At 55.6% G+C, this 19,830-nt stretch carries 11 protein-coding genes and 1 pseudogene; 6 read left to right on the top strand and 6 right to left on the bottom strand.

The window, feature by feature from the left end:
- Nucleotides 1-239 precede the first annotated feature (239 nt).
- Entirely contained in the window at nt 240-1,586 is a 1,347-nt protein-coding gene (locus ACVWXD_RS03420) for a putative porin (RefSeq protein ID WP_032887704.1), read from the top strand.
- Between the two features lie 120 nt (nt 1,587-1,706).
- On the opposite strand, the gene ACVWXD_RS03415 is transcribed toward ACVWXD_RS03420, so the two are convergent.
- From ACVWXD_RS03415 to hrpA, 4 genes are all read right to left on the bottom strand, one after another.
- Entirely contained in the window at nt 1,707-1,940 is a 234-nt protein-coding gene (locus ACVWXD_RS03415) for an anti-sigma factor family protein (RefSeq protein WP_032887702.1), read from the bottom strand.
- Nucleotides 1,934-2,548 carry an RNA polymerase sigma factor gene (locus ACVWXD_RS03410; protein ID WP_032887701.1) on the bottom strand — a complete coding sequence of 205 codons (615 nt, stop codon included), beginning with the start codon at nt 2,546-2,548 and terminating at the stop codon, nt 1,934-1,936. The genes ACVWXD_RS03415 and ACVWXD_RS03410 overlap by 7 nt, the downstream gene beginning before the upstream one ends.
- 37 nt (nt 2,549-2,585) lie before the next feature.
- Nucleotides 2,586-3,707, bottom strand: a complete 1,122-nt coding sequence (locus ACVWXD_RS03405; RefSeq protein ID WP_122681166.1) for a beta-ketoacyl-ACP synthase III — start codon at nt 3,705-3,707, stop codon at nt 2,586-2,588.
- A 328-nt stretch (nt 3,708-4,035) separates the two neighbouring features.
- Nucleotides 4,036-7,947 (bottom strand): ATP-dependent RNA helicase HrpA, encoded by a 3,912-nt coding sequence (gene hrpA / locus ACVWXD_RS03400; protein WP_457370682.1) that lies wholly within the window; start codon nt 7,945-7,947, stop codon nt 4,036-4,038.
- A gap of 248 nt (nt 7,948-8,195) precedes the next feature.
- Here hrpA and ACVWXD_RS03395 point away from each other — a divergent pair, with 248 nt between their 5' ends.
- Nucleotides 8,196-8,750: a hypothetical protein gene (locus tag ACVWXD_RS03395; protein ID WP_099602979.1), complete on the top strand. Its 555-nt coding sequence runs from the start codon at nt 8,196-8,198 to the stop codon at nt 8,748-8,750.
- A gap of 42 nt (nt 8,751-8,792) precedes the next feature.
- Here ACVWXD_RS03395 and aceK read toward each other — a convergent pair whose 3' ends face one another.
- A complete protein-coding gene (gene aceK, locus ACVWXD_RS03390) occupies nt 8,793-10,514 on the bottom strand; it encodes a bifunctional isocitrate dehydrogenase kinase/phosphatase (protein ID WP_032887694.1) in 1,722 nt (573 codons plus the stop codon).
- Nucleotides 10,515-10,902: 388 nt separating this feature from the next.
- Here aceK and ACVWXD_RS03385 point away from each other — a divergent pair, with 388 nt between their 5' ends.
- From ACVWXD_RS03385 to ACVWXD_RS03370, 4 genes and pseudogenes are all read left to right on the top strand, one after another.
- Entirely contained in the window at nt 10,903-12,528 is a 1,626-nt protein-coding gene (locus ACVWXD_RS03385; RefSeq protein ID WP_032887692.1) for a methyl-accepting chemotaxis protein, read from the top strand.
- A gap of 64 nt (nt 12,529-12,592) precedes the next feature.
- Nucleotides 12,593-13,489 carry a DMT family transporter gene (locus ACVWXD_RS03380; protein ID WP_457370681.1) on the top strand — a complete coding sequence of 299 codons (897 nt, stop codon included), beginning with the start codon at nt 12,593-12,595 and terminating at the stop codon, nt 13,487-13,489.
- 889 nt (nt 13,490-14,378) lie between these two features.
- Nucleotides 14,379-16,331 carry an acyltransferase family protein gene (locus tag ACVWXD_RS03375; protein ID WP_457370680.1) on the top strand — a complete coding sequence of 651 codons (1,953 nt, stop codon included), beginning with the start codon at nt 14,379-14,381 and terminating at the stop codon, nt 16,329-16,331.
- An 834-nt stretch (nt 16,332-17,165) separates the two neighbouring features.
- Nucleotides 17,166-17,463, top strand: a pseudogene (locus tag ACVWXD_RS03370) (hypothetical protein); the annotation flags it as partial.
- Between the two features lie 5 nt (nt 17,464-17,468).
- Here ACVWXD_RS03370 and ACVWXD_RS03365 read toward each other — a convergent pair.
- The gene (locus ACVWXD_RS03365; protein WP_457370679.1) at nt 17,469-19,709 is read right to left on the bottom strand and encodes a hypothetical protein; all 2,241 of its coding nucleotides are present in this window, start codon (nt 19,707-19,709) and stop codon (nt 17,469-17,471) included.
- Between the last annotated feature and the right edge of the window lie 121 nt (nt 19,710-19,830).

The raw sequence follows: 19,830 nt of genomic DNA, 5'->3' as shown, positions 1-19,830 counted from the left end.
CTTATCGCTAGGTTTCACACACCCTCAAATCGCCCGACAAGGCTCTAAAACAATAGTTCCGAAGCAAAAGAATTTGTCACACAGATGACATCACTTCGCCACTGCTGCGTCATAAACCATCGCGATACTGACGCCTGTTTTTAGAGCGCCTGGTTCTACCAGTCGGCTATTTTTCCGTCCGTCATCGGTCGGTTGTGTCCTGGATGGTTTGCCATCCCTCCTCACTTTCGGAGATTGATATGCGTCTTGCTTCCACTAAAACTGCGGCGGCCCTGTGCGGCGGCCTGTTACTGGCCCTGAGCGTTCCGGCCAGCGCTGCAGTCGACGCTAAACTGCTCGACATGCTCAAGGCCAACGGCCAGATCACCGCTTCGCAGTACACCGAACTGCAAAACGAGTTGGCCAAAGACCAGAAAGAACAGCAGATCGCCCGGCAAGCTCAGCAAGAGAGCAACGAACAGATCGCGGCCACCGCGAAAAAAACCAATGAGCTGAGCAGCTTCGACCAGAAGCTGGCTTGGGCAGCCAAGACACAGTTCAAGGGTGATGTACGTTTCCGCCACGAGACCATCAAGATCGATGGCACCCCCAACAATGGCGGCAAGGACAAGGACCGTGAGCGCATCCGCGCGCGTCTGGGCGCCTACACCGAAATCAACCCACAAGTGGATACCGGCATCCGCATTGCTACCGGTAGCAGCGACGATGCCCGTTCCACCAACCAGGACCTGGATGGCTACTTCAACAAGAAGTCGATCTGGCTGGACCTGGGCTACATCGACTACCACCCGGACCAGATCAAAAACCTGCACGTGATCGGCGGCAAGATGCTGCAACCGTGGGTCAGCATGGGCGACGTGATCTGGGATAGCGATATCAACCCGGAAGGTCTGGCCCTGACCTACAAATACCCACTGGGGAGCAGTGCCGAGCTGTTCGGCAGCCTGGGTAACTACAACCTCAAAGACAACGTCAATGGCGACGGCGTGCAATTTCGCAATGACCTGCGCATGACCGCCGGCCAGTTGGGCTCGCGTTTCACCCTGACCGACAACCTGAAGCTGACGCTGGGCGGCAGTGTCTATGCGTTCCAGAATGACGAAGACAGCCGCTGCCCGACCGCCGGTTCCTTCCAGTGCCTGACCCCGGCTGAAACCGTGGCGAACACCACGGCCGGCAATGCCAGCGAATACCGCCTGTACGAAGGCTTCAGCCAAATCGATATCGGCGGCCTGGCCGTACCGTTGTCGTTCTACGGCCAGTACGTGCAAAACACCAAAGCCACTGATAAAGACAAGGACACAGCCTGGTTGCTGGGTGCCAAGTCCAAGGTGTTTGGCCTGAACCTGGACTACAACTACCGCGATGTGCAGCGTTACGCGGTGGTGGGTGCCCTCACCGACTCGGACTTCGCCGGCGGCTTCACCGGTGCACGGGGTCACAAGTTCAAGGTCGGTTACGACATCGACAAGAACTTCGCCATCGGCGCGACTTACTTCCTGACCAAGGCAGACTACGCCAGCGTCGCAGGTTACCGCGACGCCAATGCCAATACTCTGCAGTTGGACGCAGAAGCCAAGTTCTAACAGTACGTGTAATAAGCCTTGGGCCAGGACGGCCCGAGGTGGTTGCAACAGCCTTGCGTGGCGAGATCGATCCCCATCATCCGTTCGATCGCGCCACGCGAGTCTGCTTCTACCCCGCCTTTATTGATCCTTGAGCCGCTCGGCAGCCAGCCGTTGCGCCAAGGCATCCACATCCTTCACCGGCTCATCCGGCATGATCTTCAGGGTCGCCTGCATCAGGCGCATCTGACGGATAAACCGGCGGCAGTTCGGGCAGAACATCAAGTGATGACGCACCAGCAAGCGCTCGCGAAAGGTCAATTGCCCATCGAGATAGTCACTGGAACGTGCCACTTGTTCTTTACAGGTCAACATTCGCCCGTTTCCTCAAAATGCTCCACAGTGGCAAAGACTTTAAGCCGTGCTCGATGCAACAGCACACGGACATTGGAGAGTGAGAGCGTCAGGAGATTACAAATCTCCTCCAACTCCAGGCCCTGGCGTTCACGCAGCACCAGGACGCTGCTTTGCAACTGCGACAAACTCAGCAACGTATGCTCCAGGCAATCACGCAGCTCATCCTCGGTCAGCAAGGCTTCCGGCGTGTCCTGATGCCAGGCAAAGGGGGCGACCGCCCAGTGGCCATCGTCGGGGGTAAAGCGGTCATCGCCGATGGTGCCGTGGGGCGAAGGCAAATCGTCGAGCAACACCTCACGACGATTCTGCTTGTAGCGCCCCTTGGCGGCGTTAGCGGTGATGGTCAGCAGCCAGGTCTTGAGGCTGGACCGGCCTTCGAATTTGGAAAGGTTGCGCACTACCGACAGCCAGGCGTCCTGGACGATTTCATCGGCATGGCGCTGGCCGACGATGGCATATGCCACCGCCCGCATGGCGCTCTGGTAGGTGGTGACCAACTCCTTGTAAGCCCGTTGATCACCCTTGAGCAGGCGTTCAAGCAGATGCGCGTCGTCCGCTGCTGCCATTGTCTACCTCGATTTCACTGCAAGGCCTGTCGCAGGATCAACGCTTGCGCAGGATCACGCTGCCGATGGAATAACCTGCACCGAACGAACTGAGCACCGCAACCGACCCCTTGGGCAGGTCATCCTGGTAGGTGTGAAACGCAATCACCGAGCCAGCAGAGCTGGTATTGGCGTAAGTATCGAGAATCACCGGGGCCTCTTCTACCGTGGCTTCGCGGCCCAGCAGTTTCTTCACGATCAGGTGGTTCATGCTCAGGTTGGCCTGGTGAAGCCAGAAGCGTTTCACATCGGCCACGTTCAACTGGTTTTCTTCGAGGTGCACGCCGATCAGCTCGGCCACCATCGGGCATACGTCGCGGAAGACTTTGCGGCCTTCCTGCACGAACAGCTTGTCGGGCGCGCCGATGCCCTCTTCCGCCGCACGGTTGAGGAAGCCGAAGTTGTTGCGGATGTTGTTGGAAAACTTGGTCAGCAGCTTGGTGCTCACCACATCGAACTGGTGCTCGGACGTTGCCAGGTCGGCACGTTCCAGGATCACAGCAGTAGCGGCGTCACCAAAGATGAAGTGACTATCGCGATCGCGGAAATTCAGGTGGCCGGTGCAGACCTCCGGGTTGACCATCAGGATCGCCCGGGCCTGGCCGAGTTGGATGCTGTTGGCGGCGTTCTGGATGCCGAAGGTCGCCGAGGAGCACGCCACATTCATGTCAAAACCGAACCCGGCGATACCCAGGGCTTCCTGGACTTCGATGGCAATGGCCGGGTAGGCGCGCTGCAGGTTGGAGCAGGCGACGATCACGCCGTCGATGTCGGCGGCGGTCTTGCCCGCACGCTGCAGGGCTTGTTCGGCGGCGCCAATGGCCATCTGGCAGAGCACCGACCATTCGTCGTTGCTGCGCTCAGGCAGGCGTGGGGCCATGCGCTGCGGATCGAGAATGCCGTCTTTGTCCATCACGAAGCGGCTCTTGATGCCCGACGCCTTTTCGATAAAGGCCGCGCTGGACTCAGTCAGCGCCTGCACCTCGCCACGCTCGATGGCAGCGGCGTTGTCAGCATTGAACTGCTGCACGTAGGTATTGAAAGACTGCACCAGCTCTTCGTTAGAGATGCTGTTGGCAGGGGTGTAAAGGCCAGTGCCGCTGATGACGACGTTATGCACGGTCGTTCCTCTAAATCTGTCAGGCAGAAGATATTGGTACCGTCGTACCAAACTGTGAGTAGTTCTATTCCGCCCAGCGGACATCAAACTGGCATCGCTTTATTCCATCGCGTCGCTGCTACGACGATCCCGGCATTTATGGGCGCGAAGTTTGCCACAAACGCTGGGGTTTGGCGCCACTTCCCAGACAAACACCTTTTTAATGTGTGGTAGGAGCTTGCTCCCGATAGCGGTGTGTCAGTTACAGAATTTGTTTCTGATAGACCGCCATCGGGAGCAAACCCCCTCCCACATTGAAACCTTGTCGATGCTGGAAATCGTGAAGGGATCAGGCCTCGACCAGCGTCCACTGCTTGCTCAAGCGCTTGTCGGAAATTGGCACTTTGGTGCCCAACTGCTGGGCAAACAACGACACCCGATATTCCTCCAGCCACCAGCGATAAAGCTCCAACTGAGGATCACGCTTACCTTCCTGGGCATGCTTGTTCAGGCGGTTCTGGTATTGCGCCCACAGCCCGCTGAGCTCGCTGCTCCACACCCGATCTTTTTGCACCTGGCTCGGCAGTTTTTCCAGACGCAACTCAATGGCCTTGAGGTAACGCGGCAGCTCCTTGAACCACTGCGCCGGGGTTTCCCGCACAAAACCTGGATAGACCAGGTTACTCAGTTGCTGCTTGATGTCATTCAAGGCCACCGCCTGCGCCAGGTCGATCTTGCCTTTGAAGCGCTTTTGCAAGCCGTGCCAGAGTTTCAGCACCTCCAGGGTCAAGCGCGCCTGGCGTTCGGCGTGTTCGGTCCAACTGCCGCGCTTGCGTTCGGCCAAAGCGGCCAAACCAGCGCCATCACGCGGCAGGCTGGCTTCGCCTTCGAGCACGCAGGTGTCTAGGCTCCCCAGCAGGATGTCTTCCACCAGCGCATCGATACGCCCCAATTCACGGTACATCAGCCCCAACTCGGTGAGGCCGGGTAACTTGCCGCGCAGGAATTTCGCCGGTTCCGCCAGTTGCTGCATGAGCAGACGCTGCAACGCGCGGCGATGCTGGAACTCAGCCTCGGCGGCGGTGGAAAAGCGACCTTCCTTGACCGTACCGTTTTCTTCCACCAGCGCCGGGTACACCGTCATCGACAGCCCAGCGATCTTTTGCTGGGTTTTCTCGGCCACAGCGGCGAACACCTTGGCTTCCACCGGCTGCTGGCTTTTCGCCGTTTGCGGCACGGCCAAAGCGGCTTGGCTGGCTTCGGCAAAGCGTGCGGTCAGCTCAGCCAAGTCGCGACCTTCGCCGAGGAACTTACCTTGGCCGTCGACCACTTCCAGGTTCATCTTCAGGTGGCTTTCCACCTGCTGCGCCGACTCGGCCCAAGCTTCATCGCTGACCCGCGCGCCGGTCATGCGCAACAGTTCACGCCCCAGCGCCTGGGGCAGCGAGCCCTGACCGAACTCGATGCGTTGCAGTGCGGCCTTTACGAAGTCCGGCACCGGCACGAAATTCTTGCGCAGCGCTTTGGGCAGGTTGCGCACCAGGGCGATGCACTTGGCTTCGATCACCCCCGGCACCAGCCATTCCAAACGTTCCGGCGGCAAGGCCGGCAACAGCGGCGCCGGTACGCGCAGGGTCACGCCGTCGCGCGGGTGGTTGGGTTCGAAGTGGTAACTCAGGGCCAATTCCAGGTCGCCCAAGTGCAGGGTGTCCGGGTAATGCGCGGCGGTGACTTCACTGGCCTCACGGGCGAGCACGTCTTCTTCGCGCATGATCAGCAGTTGCGGATCTTTCTGGCTGTTGACCTTGTACCAGCTGTCAAAGGTGGCGGTCTGGTGGATCTCCGCCGGCAAACGCGCGTCGTAGAAGGCGTACAGGGTTTCTTCATCGGCCAGGATGTCGCGGCGGCGGGCCTTGGCTTCCAGTTCGTCGAGTTGTTCCAGCAGTTGCTGGTTGGCCGTGAGGCACTTGGCGCGGGATTGAATCTCGCCGCGCACCAGGCCTTCGCGGATAAACAGCTCGCGGGACACCACCGGGTCAATCGGCCCGTAATGCACCGGCCGGCGCCCGACCACAATCAACCCGAACAAGGTGATCTGCTCAAACGCCACCACTTGGCCGCGCTTCTTCTCCCAATGCGGCTCGAAGTGGTTTTTCTTGATCAGGTGCCCGGCCAGCGGTTCGATCCAGTCCGCGTCGATCTTGGCGACCATGCGCGCGTACAACTTGGTGGTTTCCACCAGTTCGGCGGTCATCAGCCATTGCGGACGCTTCTTGCCGATACCCGACGAGGGGTGAATCCAAAAGCGCCGCTGGCGCGCACCGAGGTAATCACCGTCTTCGGTCTTCTGCCCGATCTGGCTGAGCAGGCCGGAGAGCACCGCTTTGTGCAGTTTCGGGAAGTCAGCCGGTTCTTTGTTGATGGTCAGCTGCATGTCACGACAAATCAGGCTCAGCTGGCGATGGGAATCACGCCACTCGCGCAGGCGCAGGTAGTTGAGGAAGTTCTTGCGGCACCAGTTGCGTAACGGGCTGGCCGTGAGCTCCTGGCGCTGTTCTTCAAAGCCGCGCCATAAATTGACCAGCCCGGCGAAGTCCGAATCGGGATCTTTCCACTGTGCATGGGCCTGGTCGGCGGCCTGTTGGCGCTCCGGCGGACGCTCGCGCGGGTCCTGGATCGACATGGCGCTGGCGACGATCAGCACTTCCTGCAAACTGCCGAGCTTGGCGGCTTCCAGCAACATGCGCCCCATGCGAGGGTCCACCGGCAGGCGCGCCAGTTGGCGGCCCAGCGGGGTGAGTTGGCTGTTGCGGTCCACGGCCGAGAGCTCTTGCAACAGGTTGAAACCGTCGCTGATCGCCTTGCCATCCGGCGGTTCGATAAACGGGAAGTCGGTGATTTCACCCAAGCGCAGGTGCAGCATCTGCAGGATCACGGCGGCGAGGTTGGTACGCAGGATCTCCGGATCGGTAAATTCCGGCCGCCCGATAAAATCTTCTTCGCTGAACAGACGGATGCAGATACCCGGCTCGACCCGGCCGCACCGACCTTTACGCTGGTTGGCACTGGCCTGGGAAATCGCCTCGATCGGCAGGCGCTGCACCTTGGCGCGGTAGCTGTAGCGGCTGATGCGCGCGGTGCCGCTGTCGATCACATAACGAATGCCAGGCACGGTCAGCGAGGTTTCCGCGACGTTGGTCGCCAGCACCACGCGCCGGCCCGGGTGGGATTGGAAAATCCGCTGCTGCTCGGCCGGTGACAGGCGCGCGTACAGCGGCAGGATTTCCGTGTGCTTGAGCTGGGCCTTGCGCAGCATCTCGGCGGCGTCACGAATCTCGCGCTCGCCCGGCAAAAACACCAACACATCGCCGGGGCTGCGCCGTTCGCTGCGCTCGTAAGCGGCAATTTCATCGAGGGTGGCGAGAATCGCCTGGTCAACGGTCAAGTCATCCTCGACGCGGTTGCCCTCTTCGTCCTGCTCCAGGGTAAGCGGGCGGTACCACGTGTCCACCGGGAACGTGCGACCCGAGACCTCGACAATCGGTGCATCGTCGAAGTGCTTGGAAAAGCGCTCCAGGTCGATGGTGGCCGAGGTGATGATGACTTTGAGGTCCGGGCGACGCGGTAGCAGGGTTTTCAGGTAACCGAGCAGGAAGTCGATGTTCAGGCTGCGTTCGTGGGCTTCGTCGACGATGATCGTGTCGTAGCGTTCCAGGTAACGGTCGTTCTGGGTTTCCGCCAGCAGGATGCCGTCAGTCATCAGCTTGATCAGGGTGTTGGAATCGCTCTGATCCTCGAACCGGACCTGATAGCCCACCAACGCGCCCAAAGGCGTGGCCAACTCTTCGGCAACCCGGCTGGCAACGCTACGCGCGGCAATTCGGCGTGGCTGGGTGTGACCGATCAAACCGTACTGGCCGCGACCGATTTCCAGGCAGATTTTCGGCAACTGGGTGGTTTTACCCGAACCGGTTTCGCCGGCAATGATCAGTACCTGATGTTTGTTCAGCGCGTCCTTGATCTCGTCGCGCTTGGCGGCAATCGGCAGGCTGTCGTCGTAGCGAATCACCGGCAGGCTGGCGCGCCGTGCCGTGACCTGGGCGCAGGACGCCTGCATGCGCGTGACCCACTGCGCCAGTTTTTCCTCGTCGGGCTTCTTGCGCAGCTCAAGCAACTGCCGCCGCAAGCGGTGGCGGTCGGCGAGCATGGCGTGATCGAGGTTTTTCAGCAGTTGGTCAATAGCGGGCGCTTGGTCAGTCATCAGGGCGGCAAGGGTCTTTTGGGTGAGGCAGGTGAGGCCTGCGCAGCATCAGTCGATGGAATGGACGCGATTGTCGCAGATTTCGACAGGACGGGAGACGTTGCGTCATCGGGTAACGGCGCTGGCAACCCCATCACAAGGACGGTTCCTACAAAAAACCGACCACCGTTCCCACGCGTTAAAGCTGAAATCCGATGTATTGAGCGAGCGACGCGGGGTTCAAATCTGCCCCCCCAAGAGGATTTCGTATGCCTATTAATCCCCATCGCTCTACCAGCGGCAGTTTCTCGCATTCACACGCCAACACACATCACGACGTCACGCCTTATAAAGGCTCGCCGTTACCCTGCTGCACTTCCGTTGGCTATGCGCTGCTGAACAATACAAAAGCGCGGGACCTGAATGCGGAGCTGCACCTGGCAGGCGCGGCGCTGAACCCCAAAAACCCCAGAGGTCAGTTGGTGAACGTCAATCAGCCAAAAGACCTGAAGATCCTGGATAAACCGACTTCGTTGAATAAGTTTGTGCTTACCCAAGGCGGCCAATTGGTAGTCGGCAACATCGACAAAAACGTGCCACCCAAGTGGATGTCTCACCCCGCCATTGCCGAAATCGGCGCTGGCCCCGGTCAGTCGCAGAAGATCGTCAGTGCCGGGTACATGAAAAAAAACCTGCTGGGGAAAGTCTGTCTATCCAATACGTCAGGCCATTACTTACCCAAGCAAAGTGACTTGAGGCCCGCGCTGCAACATTTAAGGAGCATGGGCGTGGAGGCAACCAAGGGCGTATGTGTCATCGTCTGACGCCAGCCGACTCAGGGCGGGGGTTCCAGCATACCTCGCCCTTCAGGAGTAACCGCGCTCCTTGCGTCGGTACGGAAACACATCAATCACCTTCCCCGCGCGAATCGCTTCTTGCAGTCCCTTCCAGTAGTCGGCGTTGTACAACTCGCCATGCAATTCATCAAATAGCTTGCGCTGCCCGGCGTCGGCGAACAGGAACGGCGGGAATTCTTCTGGGAACACGTCCAGCGGACCGATGGAGTACCAGGGTTCCGACGCCATTTCATCCTCGGGCGTGCGTGGCTCGGGGATGTGGCGGAAATTGGCTTCGGTGAGAAAGCAGATTTCGTCGTAGTCATAAAACACCACGCGGCCGTGGCGGGTGACGCCGAAGTTCTTCAGCAGCATGTCGCCGGGGAAGATATTCGCCGCCGCCAGTTGCTTGATGGCCAAGCCGTAGTCCTCCAGGGCTTCGCGCACCTGGGCGGGGTTGGCGTTTTCGAGGTACAGGTTGAGCGGGGTCATGCGCCGCTCGGTCCAGCAGTGACGAATGAGCACGGTGTCGCCCTCTACTTCGACGGTGCCGGCGGCGACTTCCAGCAACTCGGCCAGGCACTCGGGCTCGAACTTGCTCAAGGGGAAACGGAAGTCGGCAAACTCCTGGGTATCGGCCATGCGCCCCACACGGTCGACGCTTTTGACCAGGCGGTACTTCTCGATCACCGTGGCGCGGTTGACGTTTTTCGACGGTGAAAAGCGGTCCTTGATGATCTTGAACACGGTGTTGAAGCCTGGCAGCGTGAACACACTCATGACCATGCCACGCACGCCCGGCGCCATGATGAATTGGTCGTCGGTGGTGGCCAGGTGATTGATCAGCGCGCGATAGAACTCCGACTTGCCATGCTTATAGAAGCCGATAGAGGTGTACAGCTCGGCAATGTGCTTGCCCGGCAAGATGCGCTTGAGGAAACCGATGAACTCCGCGGGCACCGGTACGTCGACCATGAAGTAGGAACGCGTAAACGAAAAGATGATCGACACATCGGCTTCGTCGGTGATCAACGCATCGATCTGGATGCCCTGCCCTTCGCGGTGCAACAACGGAATCACCAGGGGCCATTGTTCCTCTCGGGTGTAGAGGCGACCTACAAGATAGGCGCCTTTGTTGCGGTAGAGCACCGAAGAAAACAACTCGACCTTGAGGTCCGGGTCCTTGCATACCCAATCGGGCAGGTTTTCCCGTAATTGCGCTTCGAGGCGCTGCAGGTCTGCGTTCAGATCGGCGTAGGGCTCGCTGAAACGGTAGTCCGCAAAGATCTGCGCAAGCATCTCGCCGATTTTACCGGCGGGCGTATAGGTGCGGGTCTGCGCTGCCCGCGCCCGGCGCAGGCTGGGCCGAGTGGTGTGGATAAACATGCAGCCATCGCTGATCAGGTCGTGGCTGAACAGGCCGCAGAAGATCGAGTTGTACCAAGTCTCGGACAGCTCATCGTCGAAACGCAGGTCGATCAAGTCGATGTAGGCGCTTTTGACCAAGGGCCACAGGTCGACATCCAGTAAGTCCGCGTCTTCGAAACGGGCGCGCAGGCCAGCGATCACCTCAGAGACCTTCTCTTCGTACAGGTTGATCCGCGCCGCAGACGCCGCCTGGCCCTGCTGCCACTGGGCCTTTTCGAAACGCTCGCGGGCGCCATCGGTGATCTGGCGAAAGTGCTCACGGTAATCGTCGAAGCCGTCGAGGATCGTGCGGGCGATAGCGAGGGCGGGCGTGGGTTGCGACATGCGGAAAACCTCGAACGAGCATCGGGAAGCCCTGAGCTTAGCCAGTGTATGTAAGCAGGAGAAGGCTGATTTTTTGCGCTGCGTTGTACAACTTCGTTCACATCGTACATTTGTTTTCAATTTTTTTAATTCGACCATACGGTCAATAAAAACACCTATTAGTCGTCATCCGTTTGACCAATAGCCGCTAACGGCGGGGCTTGGCACTTGGTGCCAGAAATAGCGGTGCCAATTCCAATTTTGATCCCGCCTCAAGCGTTGGATCCAACTAAGGGAAACCCCGATTACCACCTTGATAGCACTTTGATATACAGCGCGCCCTCTCCCACCCTAACAAGGTCAAAAGACCGATCCGGGAGCAGGTTCTAATTGCCCAAGGAGCATTGAGATGTCATTGAGGAACATGAGGATCGGTCTGCGTGCCAGTCTGAGTTTTGGGGTGTTGGCCAGCTTGCTGGTGATTGTTGGCCTGTTCGGCCTGGGGCAGATGGCCAAGCTGCGCGAAAGCGCGCTGGTCATCGAGCAGTCGTGGATGCCGAGCATCGAGAATATCCACGACAGCGCGGCCTTCGCGGCCAGTATCCGCCTGGAGGCTTTGCGCCTGGTGACCACCGATGAGTCCCGGGTGCGTGACAACAGCAGAAACCTGATTACCCTGCAGCGCAACGAACTGCAAACCCTGCTGGCCCGCCATGAAACCCTGCTGACCAATGACGAAGAGCGCGAGATGCTCAAGCAGGTCAAAACCGACGTGGCCGGCTACCTGGCGATCGTCGGCCAAATGGTTGATTTGATCGATAAGGATCAGCAACAAGACGCTATTGACCTGCTCAACAACCGTCTTGCGCCTCAAGGCACCCTCCTCACCCAGAGTTTGGAAAAGCTGATCGTCTTCAATCAGAACGGTGTCGAAGCCGCCGCGGACTCCGCTGCACAGATGTATTCGAGCGCGCAATGGGTGGTCGGCCTGATCATCGTGATTGCACTGATCGCCACTTTGCTGCTGGCGTGGCTGCTGACCCGCAGCATCACCGCGCCTCTCAGCCAGGCGCTGTCCGTGGCGCGCACCATCGCCGCCGGCGACTTGAGCCAACCGATCAACGTCAGCGGCAATGATGAGCCGGCCCAACTGCTTGGCGCCCTGGTCACCATGCAGACGCAGTTGCAGACCACCATCCGTGGCATCAGCGAATCGGCGCAACAACTGGCCTCGGCCGCAGAAGAAATGAGCTCGGTGATGGAACAGAGCACGCGCGGCCTGCAAGCGCAAAACGATGAAATCGAACAAGCCGCCACCGCCGTTACCCAGATGAGCGCGGCCGTGGACGAAGTGGCGGGCAATGCGGTGTCCAGCGCCGAAGCGTCCCAGGCCTCGGATGAAGACAGCAAGCACGGCCACTACCAGATCAGCGAAACCATCAGCTCGATCCAGAACCTGGTGGATGAAGTACTCAGCGCCTCGAACAAAGCCGAAGGCCTGGCGGTACAGGCCCAGGACATCAGCAAGGTTCTGGAAGTCATCCGTGGCATTGCCGGGCAAACCAACCTGCTGGCCCTCAACGCTGCGATTGAAGCGGCGCGCGCAGGTGAAGCCGGGCGCGGTTTTGCGGTGGTTGCCGACGAGGTGCGTTCCCTCGCGCAGCGCACACAGGATTCCACCGAAGAAATCGAGCAGATGATCAGCGGTATCCAGCAAGGCACGCAGGACACCGTCGAAGCGTTGAACAGCAGCGCAGAGCACGCTGGCCAGACCCTGCAACGGGCCAACAGCGCCGGCAGCGCCCTTGAGAAAATCACCGCCGCCATCTCGCAGATCAGCCAGCGCAACCTGGTGATTGCCAGCGCCGCCGAGCAACAGGCGCTGGTGGCCCGCGAAGTGGACCGCAGCCTGGTGAATATCCGCGACCTGTCCACCCAGACCGCCGCCGGCGCTACCCAGACCTCGGCCGCCAGCCAGGAATTGTCGCGCCTGGCAGTGGACCTCAACGGTTTGGTGACGCGGTTTGTCGTGTAAACAGTGATTGTGTCGGACAGGTGACTGGGCAACACTCGCGGCCTTATTGATGTAGGAATATTCCGTGAGACCTGTCGACACCCTGTACCTGTTGGGGCTGGCTGCCATTTGGGGCGCGAGCTTTTTGTTCATGCGCATCATCGCCCCGGAAATCGGCCCCGTGCCGACCGCGTTTTTCCGCGTATCGATTGCCGCTGCCGGCCTGCTGGTGATGCTGGCAGTAATGCGAGTGCGCTGGGATTTCCAGGGCAAGTTCAAGACAGTCCTGTTGCTCGGCGTGATCAACTCCGGGATCCCGGCGACCATGTACTCCGTGGCCGCCCAAGTGCTGCCGGCCGGTTACTCGGCGATCTTTAATGCCACCACGCCGCTGATGGGCGTATTGATCGGCGGGCTGTTCTTCAGCGAACGGCTCACCGCTTCAAAAATCGCCGGGGTGAGCCTTGGCCTGCTTGGTGTAGGCGTACTCACGCGCGCCGGGCCGGTGGCCTTTGACCTTGAGCTGTTGATGGGCGCAGTGGCCTGCCTGGTGGCGACCACCTGTTACGGCTTCGCCGGCTTCCTCGCGCGGCGTTGGCTGGACCAGCGTGGCGGGTTGGACAGTCGCCTGTCCGCCTTGGGCAGCATGCTCGGCGCGACGTTGTTTCTGTTGCCGCTCTTCGCCTACAGCGCCGCCCTGCATCCGCCCGCGAGCTGGGGTGGCTGGGAGGTGTGGGCATCGTTGCTCGGGTTGGGGTTGGGGTGTACGGCGTTGGCGTACGTTTTGTACTTCCGGTTGCTGACGGCTATTGGACCGGTGAGGTCGATGACCACTACCTTCCTGATCCCGCCGTTTGGGGTGCTGTGGGGGGCGTTGTTGCTCGACGAACCGTTATCGATGGCGCATCTATACGGCGGGGCGTTGATTGGGGGGGCGTTGTGGTTGGTGTTAAGGGTGGGGAAGGTGGGCAGGATACTGTAGGGGGGACTTGCTGCCGGATCTCAACAAAGGCGCGAAATTACCCCAGAGTAGTTCACCACCGAAGCCTTGCCATTCCCGATGAACCCGAATCATGACAGACAGCTATCGGCTTCTGGCTACTCCTAGCCAGCCCGTAGATCGAATAACGACCCGAGCGACAAGGCCACTAATGGAAATTCGAATGTCGACCGACTTGGGGTACAGGTAGCATTTACGATTTTGGCGTCAGGTCGCTTCGCAAGGGGATGGCTCCAGAAGAGATTGGGTGCGCAGCATCAGATTTCAACTTTGGTTTTTGAATGTGTGGATGATGGATCGCTTAAAAAAATCGGAAGTATGGCTTTAGCTCACGTTTCATGCTGAACGCCACGGTTTGTTCATTCGGAGTGTTGTGGGTAATTGGCGAGAATATAGAACATATCAAACACGGGCTTGCAGACTGTAGGGAGAGAACGAAGGCTAGCTTGAATTACCTCAAACAACCGGCATCATCCGTGACCAGAAAGTGTCAGTTCTCCTTTTAGCAATAAGTAAACTCATTCTCTAGGGCATTGCAGTAGTGTTCAGTTAGTGTGAAGGGAGTGCAGCACAAAGTCATGAAGTGTTTGTCAGCATTTCCCTGGCTAAGCGCGCCCTCCATAGGGTCGGTTGATTTCATAGATCGCGTACAGCCCTCTGTCATACACTTGGCGATGCATCGTGCATGACTCGTGGGCCAAGCATTTTCGCTATACTTTCTCTCGTGGGGGGGCTTCACAGTGCACCGCAGCTCGGCTAGCACAATAAGCAACCCGTGAAACCCTTGCTTCGAGTTCAATTTAGCAAGACTAAATGGACTTAAATCAGTACCATGCGAAAATCAAAAACAATGCGATAGGGGCAAATCTGCATGACGTGTGTCGCGCAATCAAAAGTCAATAAATTATCGACATCACAGCAAAAAAACTATAGACCGGATATAGATGGGCTCCGAGCGATAGCTGTTATCTCTGTAATTTTTTATCATTTTAACGTCAGCTTATTTTCCGGTGGTTTTGTTGGCGTCGACATTTTTTTTGTGATCAGTGGTTACCTGATTACTAAAGGACTCCTTGAAAAACAGTATGATGGGAAATTTGATTTTTATGATTTTTATTATCGGCGCATACGACGCTTAATACCGGCACTACTAACAACCATTGTCGCATCTTACATTGCAGCATATATACTATTCTCCCCCGCCGACTTTAAACAAATGTCAGGCTCTACCGTATATGCACTCAGTGGGCTATCAAATTTTTTCTTCTGGATGGAGAGCGGATACTTTGACACATCCTCAATTGTCAAACCACTACTACACACTTGGTCGCTCAGTGTAGAAATTCAGTTTTATATTATATGGCCAGTATTACTTCTCCTCATAACAAAAGTAACACAAAGAACACTTTTTGCCACTTTACTCCTGACAATTTTTGGCGCCATCTCAGCGGTACTTTACTTAAACAAGGACTCTTCAGGAGCTTTCTATTTAACGCCTTTTAGAATTTACGAATTCTTGTTCGGCGCCATAATTTTATTAGTTGAGCGCTTTAAAAGCCACAAGCACATATATGATGCCGCATATCTTTTTGGGCTAGGACTTATAATATATTCAATAACTTTATTTAACATCAAAACCACTGTATTCCCTGGATTGTCTGCTATGGTGCCAGCAGCCGGGGCGTCACTTATGATTTATGGAGGAGCCAATACTAAATTCTCGTTACCGCTTTCCTCTACACTAGCTACCAAGATTGGAGAGATTAGCTATTCCTTATATCTCGTCCACTGGCCGTTACTCGTTTTTACGAGCTATGTTGTTTTTGATGAAATCTCAGCAACCGGGACGTTCGCACTCTTCGCAACGACGTTCGCACTTGCCCTCTGCCTTTACTTTTTAATTGAAAAACCATTCAGAAGCACAGCGAAGTCCAAACTCAGCCGGCCTAAGTTTGGAATGGCGATAATGAGCGGCACTGCGATTGTAATGTCTATCTCAGCGAGCAGTTGGGCGATGGATGGCTGGGACTGGAGACTGCCCGATTCTATTAGGAACATCACCCAAATCAACCGTGGCGAACTCGATAAGTACGTATGGGAGCGTCACGATGCACTAAATCTTAAAGAAGGTTTTGATCTAAGCAGCAATAAAGAAAGAATACTGGTAATTGGCGATTCTCAAGCAGCAGATCTTGTCAATATGCTCGCAGAGGGTGGTCATACGAAAGAATCAGATATAGTTTCTAGATCTTTATGGTCTAATTGCAGCACATTTTATGTGGAGAAGGGGGACGAAGAAAAATTCTTTACCAAAATAAACACCATGACAATACAAAGTCCAGACCTTATTGAGCCGTGCAAAGTGAAGATGGCTAGAGCCATGGACCCTAAATTACTGGACAATGCAGATAGAATATATATAGCATTTCGCTGGAATCCGGAGACTATTGACTACAATGAAAAAGCGTTTGAAAAAATCTCATCTATGACTAAAGCAAAAGTCTACGTATTTGGTCGGAAAAACTTATCAAAAAGCAGCATCGATATCGTTACGGCTCTTGGTCGAACCTCCGGAATCAGTCATTTTGCTGCCCGCTTTAAAGATGAAGAAACGAAATCTCTAAATGAAAAACTTTCAAAAACCAGGCACATTATATTTGTGGATCTAATGCAAATAATCTGTCCCAATAACACAAGTTGCGCTGTGCTCAGCCCGAAAGACAGACCTTTATTTTTTGATACAGCACACCTGACACAGGACGGGGCTCAATATTTTGGAGCAGATATAGGCACATTAATCGAGTCTTCCAAGCGAAGTGATTAAATCAACGGGTATGCCCCATCTTAAATACTACGGAAGGTCTGCCCAGCCAACGCGCAAGCAAATGCATTGCGCGCAAGTAGAAAACCGCGCGGCGCGCTAAACGTCGGTGAAGTTTTCAGGCCGGTTCAACGTCTGCCAGCGAAGACCTGGCGGGCGTTGAGCCTCCATTTGAACTATTGCACAACTTCTTCGTCTCGAAAAAGAAGTGTGATACCTCAAGATCCGCGACCATAAGCTCATTCACGAGATAACCCGGCCAAGCCAGCTCGCTTGACGACTTGATTGAGACCAAATGGCCGCCCTCGAAGCCTACCTTGAAATCCTGGCTCTAAAGGCCACACAGCCATCAGTCCCTCAACGACCCAAACTCACCGATTTGCGTGCCGACTTTCCTCGCATGCTTTTCCATCACAGGTCCGAAAACACTTGCTGTCTCTGCGGTTGCACCCCAAAGCACATCGTCGAAGACTCAGCGATGCACGCCGGGCGTGTTCCGCGTTGCGCGGCACGTTCGTGGCAAGTGGATCTGCGATGACTGCAAAACCTAGACCCAGACCCCGGGGCGAGCGCATATCATCGATAAAGTGATACCGACCGCTGGCCTGTTGACCGATGTGCAGCTGCAGCGACTTGACGATGCCCTGACGAAGTTCGCAATGGGACTGGACGCTCGTCGACGAATACGTCAGGAAAATCAGTGCCGCTATGGCCGCATTTGATGTCCGGATGATTGTCGAGGGCGAGCTTTTGCATGAAGTTTTAAGGATTAAGGAGGCGAGTGGTTAACGCCTCAAACGCTAGGCGGTGTTTAGTCGTTATCTGGGTAATTGAACGGTGCCGATAGACTACGACCATATCGAGCAGAAAATCCGACCCAGGGATCTTGGAAAAAACTGGTTATTCGCCTGTTCGCAACGCACTAGCAACCGCGCTGCTGCGCTCATGAGTTTGATCCAATCGGCATAACTCAATGATCATGATGCGTAAGCCTGTTTGAAGGACGTTTTTCACTCGCCTGCTAGCGCAGCAGGCGAGTGAAACTGGCGAGTTGTTGACGCATCGTTGGCAACCGGCTTGGTTGTGCAAGACGGGATGTCAGGGCGCAACTATTGGACGTTCCCGTGGACCTTAAAGTCTTTATTTGATTTGGAGTTCAACAGGAGGGTGAGGGCAGCGAATTACCTGCCCGTTTCGCTCCATGCCCAAGCTCAGCTGATAACGACCTTGCAGTTCGGTCACGTCAATATAGCTCAAGTAACCCGACATAAGCATTTGTGGAGCATTGAAGTGATCCGCGACATCTGCACGCGCCTCGCTAACAGCATTCGCCATGAGCAAGCCCTTAACACCCTCAATAAACACAACACGCTTTACGTGATCCATGCTCGAATCAGGTCTCTCAGCGCTCCAGCCTCGAAGCGAAACGAAATTATTGACCTTGGCTATACCGTTAATTACCGGACCTCCATTGATAGCGTCCAGTGAACCGACACACTCCCCTGCAGCAGGTTTCTCGGTATGTTTAGGCTTTTCGATCTGCAGCAAATCTCTAGCGTGTTCACTTTGCGGGTTCTTCATGCCGTAGAAGTTCACTGTTACCGCATCCAGCCAACCACGATCATTATCTTTTTTACTGTATATCGCGACACTCTCAACTCTCTTTACATCGAGAAACTCAGGACTCACATACATTGACAAAAATTCTTTCGAACTCTCTACTAATGGTGATATCAAAAACGGTGTCTGCATCATTCCTGAAATCACGCGGTAATCTAAAGCGCGACCATTTTTTAACGTTACCCGCCCTAGCAAGTAGCTTGGTTTAAATATCAATGATTTAAGTTTACCCAGCACGCTAGGTCTGACGTTTGCAGTCATGTAAACCTGACCATCAAAGTCGGGAATTTTAAGTGACTGTCCCATCCGAGCATTAACTCGCCCAAGGTCAACAAATGTCGGAACCGGGCTATCATTGCGCGACAGTATGACCCTCTTACCAGCCATTGCTTGTGGTTCATACTGCTGAAACAGAGCCGGCCAGCTCGCCCCATCGTCCAGGGAAGCAAGACGTCCGTCGATGGGCTCAACATTGAAAACGATATTTGTTGGCGCTCGACTGCTCTGCAGGAAATCAGCGTTTTTTTGAAGTAATGTTGGCGTGTACGCCGAGTAACTTTGAAAAACCGGCCTCGGTGACCACTCATTATTAGACGCCAGCAAGGCGGCCTGAGCGTAAGAGTAGATGTCAGTCGAACCATTCAGTTTAGGAATGGGATCACTCGCCGCGATCTGCTGCTTTGTCGCTTCGTAATCTGCTTTGAACACACCAGGATCAAATGCACGAACCATAGCGCCATTCAAGCTCGAGTCTGCACGCGCAAAAAAGTAGCCTGTGAGTGCAGCTGGATTGGTGGATAAACTCAAGAAAGCTACTGCTGAACCGGCGGCAACCGCAAAGACCGTCGTTCCAAGCGTGCGTAACGAATGGACCATGGGCCAGGCTAGTAGCGCGAGGGTCATCATTCCAATACCGGTCATCGAAGGGTGCGTGTCTTGCCGGACAAAGCCAGCCTTGAAGACTAGAAATAAATAGGCCGCACCCAGTATGGCCGCGGTCGATGCCAACAACCTCGGCAACTTAGTCGTGCTGAGAATTCCGTACAGAATAAAAGCTGAACCCACTAACGCGACAGCAGGTAGTACTAAGCTATCGTAAAGAGCCATGGCCTCCGTATATCCGGAAATTATAGGAAGGGCATTAAGTATATACATTGGTAATTCAGCAAGCTTTTGCCCGATCACTACCCAAAGCCCGACTAGCGTAACGACAGGAATCAGTAATACTGCGGCTAGCCCCTTATATTCACGCTGCCGAATAAGTAACAAGCCCCCTAGCAAGGCACTGAAGCCGCAAATCGCTGAAAAACTGAGCTTAATAAGCGGCAGGATTCCTAACGCAGGAAGTAAGACGATCAGCGCATACAGACGACGCCCTTTAAGTTTCTCGCCCTCCAGATTCGACCCAATCAAATTAAAAATTGCAATAACGGGGATCGCCATAAGGAACGCATCTTTTCGGAATCCGAACCACGCAAAAATCATGGCTAACGCTAAGACTGGAATGAAACGATGTTTATCAACGAATAGTGACCACGTGCCAAAATACATTGCGATAGCGAGATACAGGGACAATATAAAATAGATGCTTCCGTACTTTTCGGAATATACCCACGTATACACGTTAGCTAATGGACCATAGGTAAAAACTATATCTTTACCCAGGCTAATTCCGGTATCAACTGCATGGCTTATGCCCCATGCCCAAGAAGGGTCCAGATCGTTCTGCGGCATTTGCGGTGCGAAAGAAGCTAAGGACATCAGAATCATGAAAAACAAAAATGTACATGATGCTATCCATACTTTCCGCGATGACATGAGGGGCATTTGCCCAGTACTACTCATTTTTTAACTTCTCCAAATCTTGAAGTGCATTATGCCC

It is taken from the genome of Pseudomonas sp. TE3911 (assembly GCF_054062775.1).
The sequence above is the reverse complement of the archived record's forward strand: the minus strand, read 5'-3'. Positions and strand labels throughout refer to the sequence as shown.

Excerpts from the sequence above, each read along its gene's own strand:
- ACVWXD_RS03420 (WP_032887704.1), top strand. The coding sequence starts at position 240 with ATGCGTCTTGCTTCCACTAAAACTGCGGCGGCCCTGTGCGGCGGCCTG.
- ACVWXD_RS03415 (WP_032887702.1), bottom strand. The coding sequence starts at position 1,940 with ATGTTGACCTGTAAAGAACAAGTGGCACGTTCCAGTGACTATCTCGAT.
- ACVWXD_RS03410 (WP_032887701.1), bottom strand. The coding sequence starts at position 2,548 with ATGGCAGCAGCGGACGACGCGCATCTGCTTGAACGCCTGCTCAAGGGT.
- hrpA (WP_457370682.1), bottom strand. The coding sequence starts at position 7,947 with ATGACTGACCAAGCGCCCGCTATTGACCAACTGCTGAAAAACCTCGAT.
- ACVWXD_RS03395 (WP_099602979.1), top strand. The coding sequence starts at position 8,196 with ATGCCTATTAATCCCCATCGCTCTACCAGCGGCAGTTTCTCGCATTCA.
- aceK (WP_032887694.1), bottom strand. The coding sequence starts at position 10,514 with ATGTCGCAACCCACGCCCGCCCTCGCTATCGCCCGCACGATCCTCGAC.
- ACVWXD_RS03385 (WP_032887692.1), top strand. The coding sequence starts at position 10,903 with ATGTCATTGAGGAACATGAGGATCGGTCTGCGTGCCAGTCTGAGTTTT.
- ACVWXD_RS03375 (WP_457370680.1), top strand. The coding sequence starts at position 14,379 with ATGACGTGTGTCGCGCAATCAAAAGTCAATAAATTATCGACATCACAG.
- ACVWXD_RS03365 (WP_457370679.1), bottom strand. The coding sequence starts at position 19,709 with ATGTCCTTAGCTTCTTTCGCACCGCAAATGCCGCAGAACGATCTGGAC.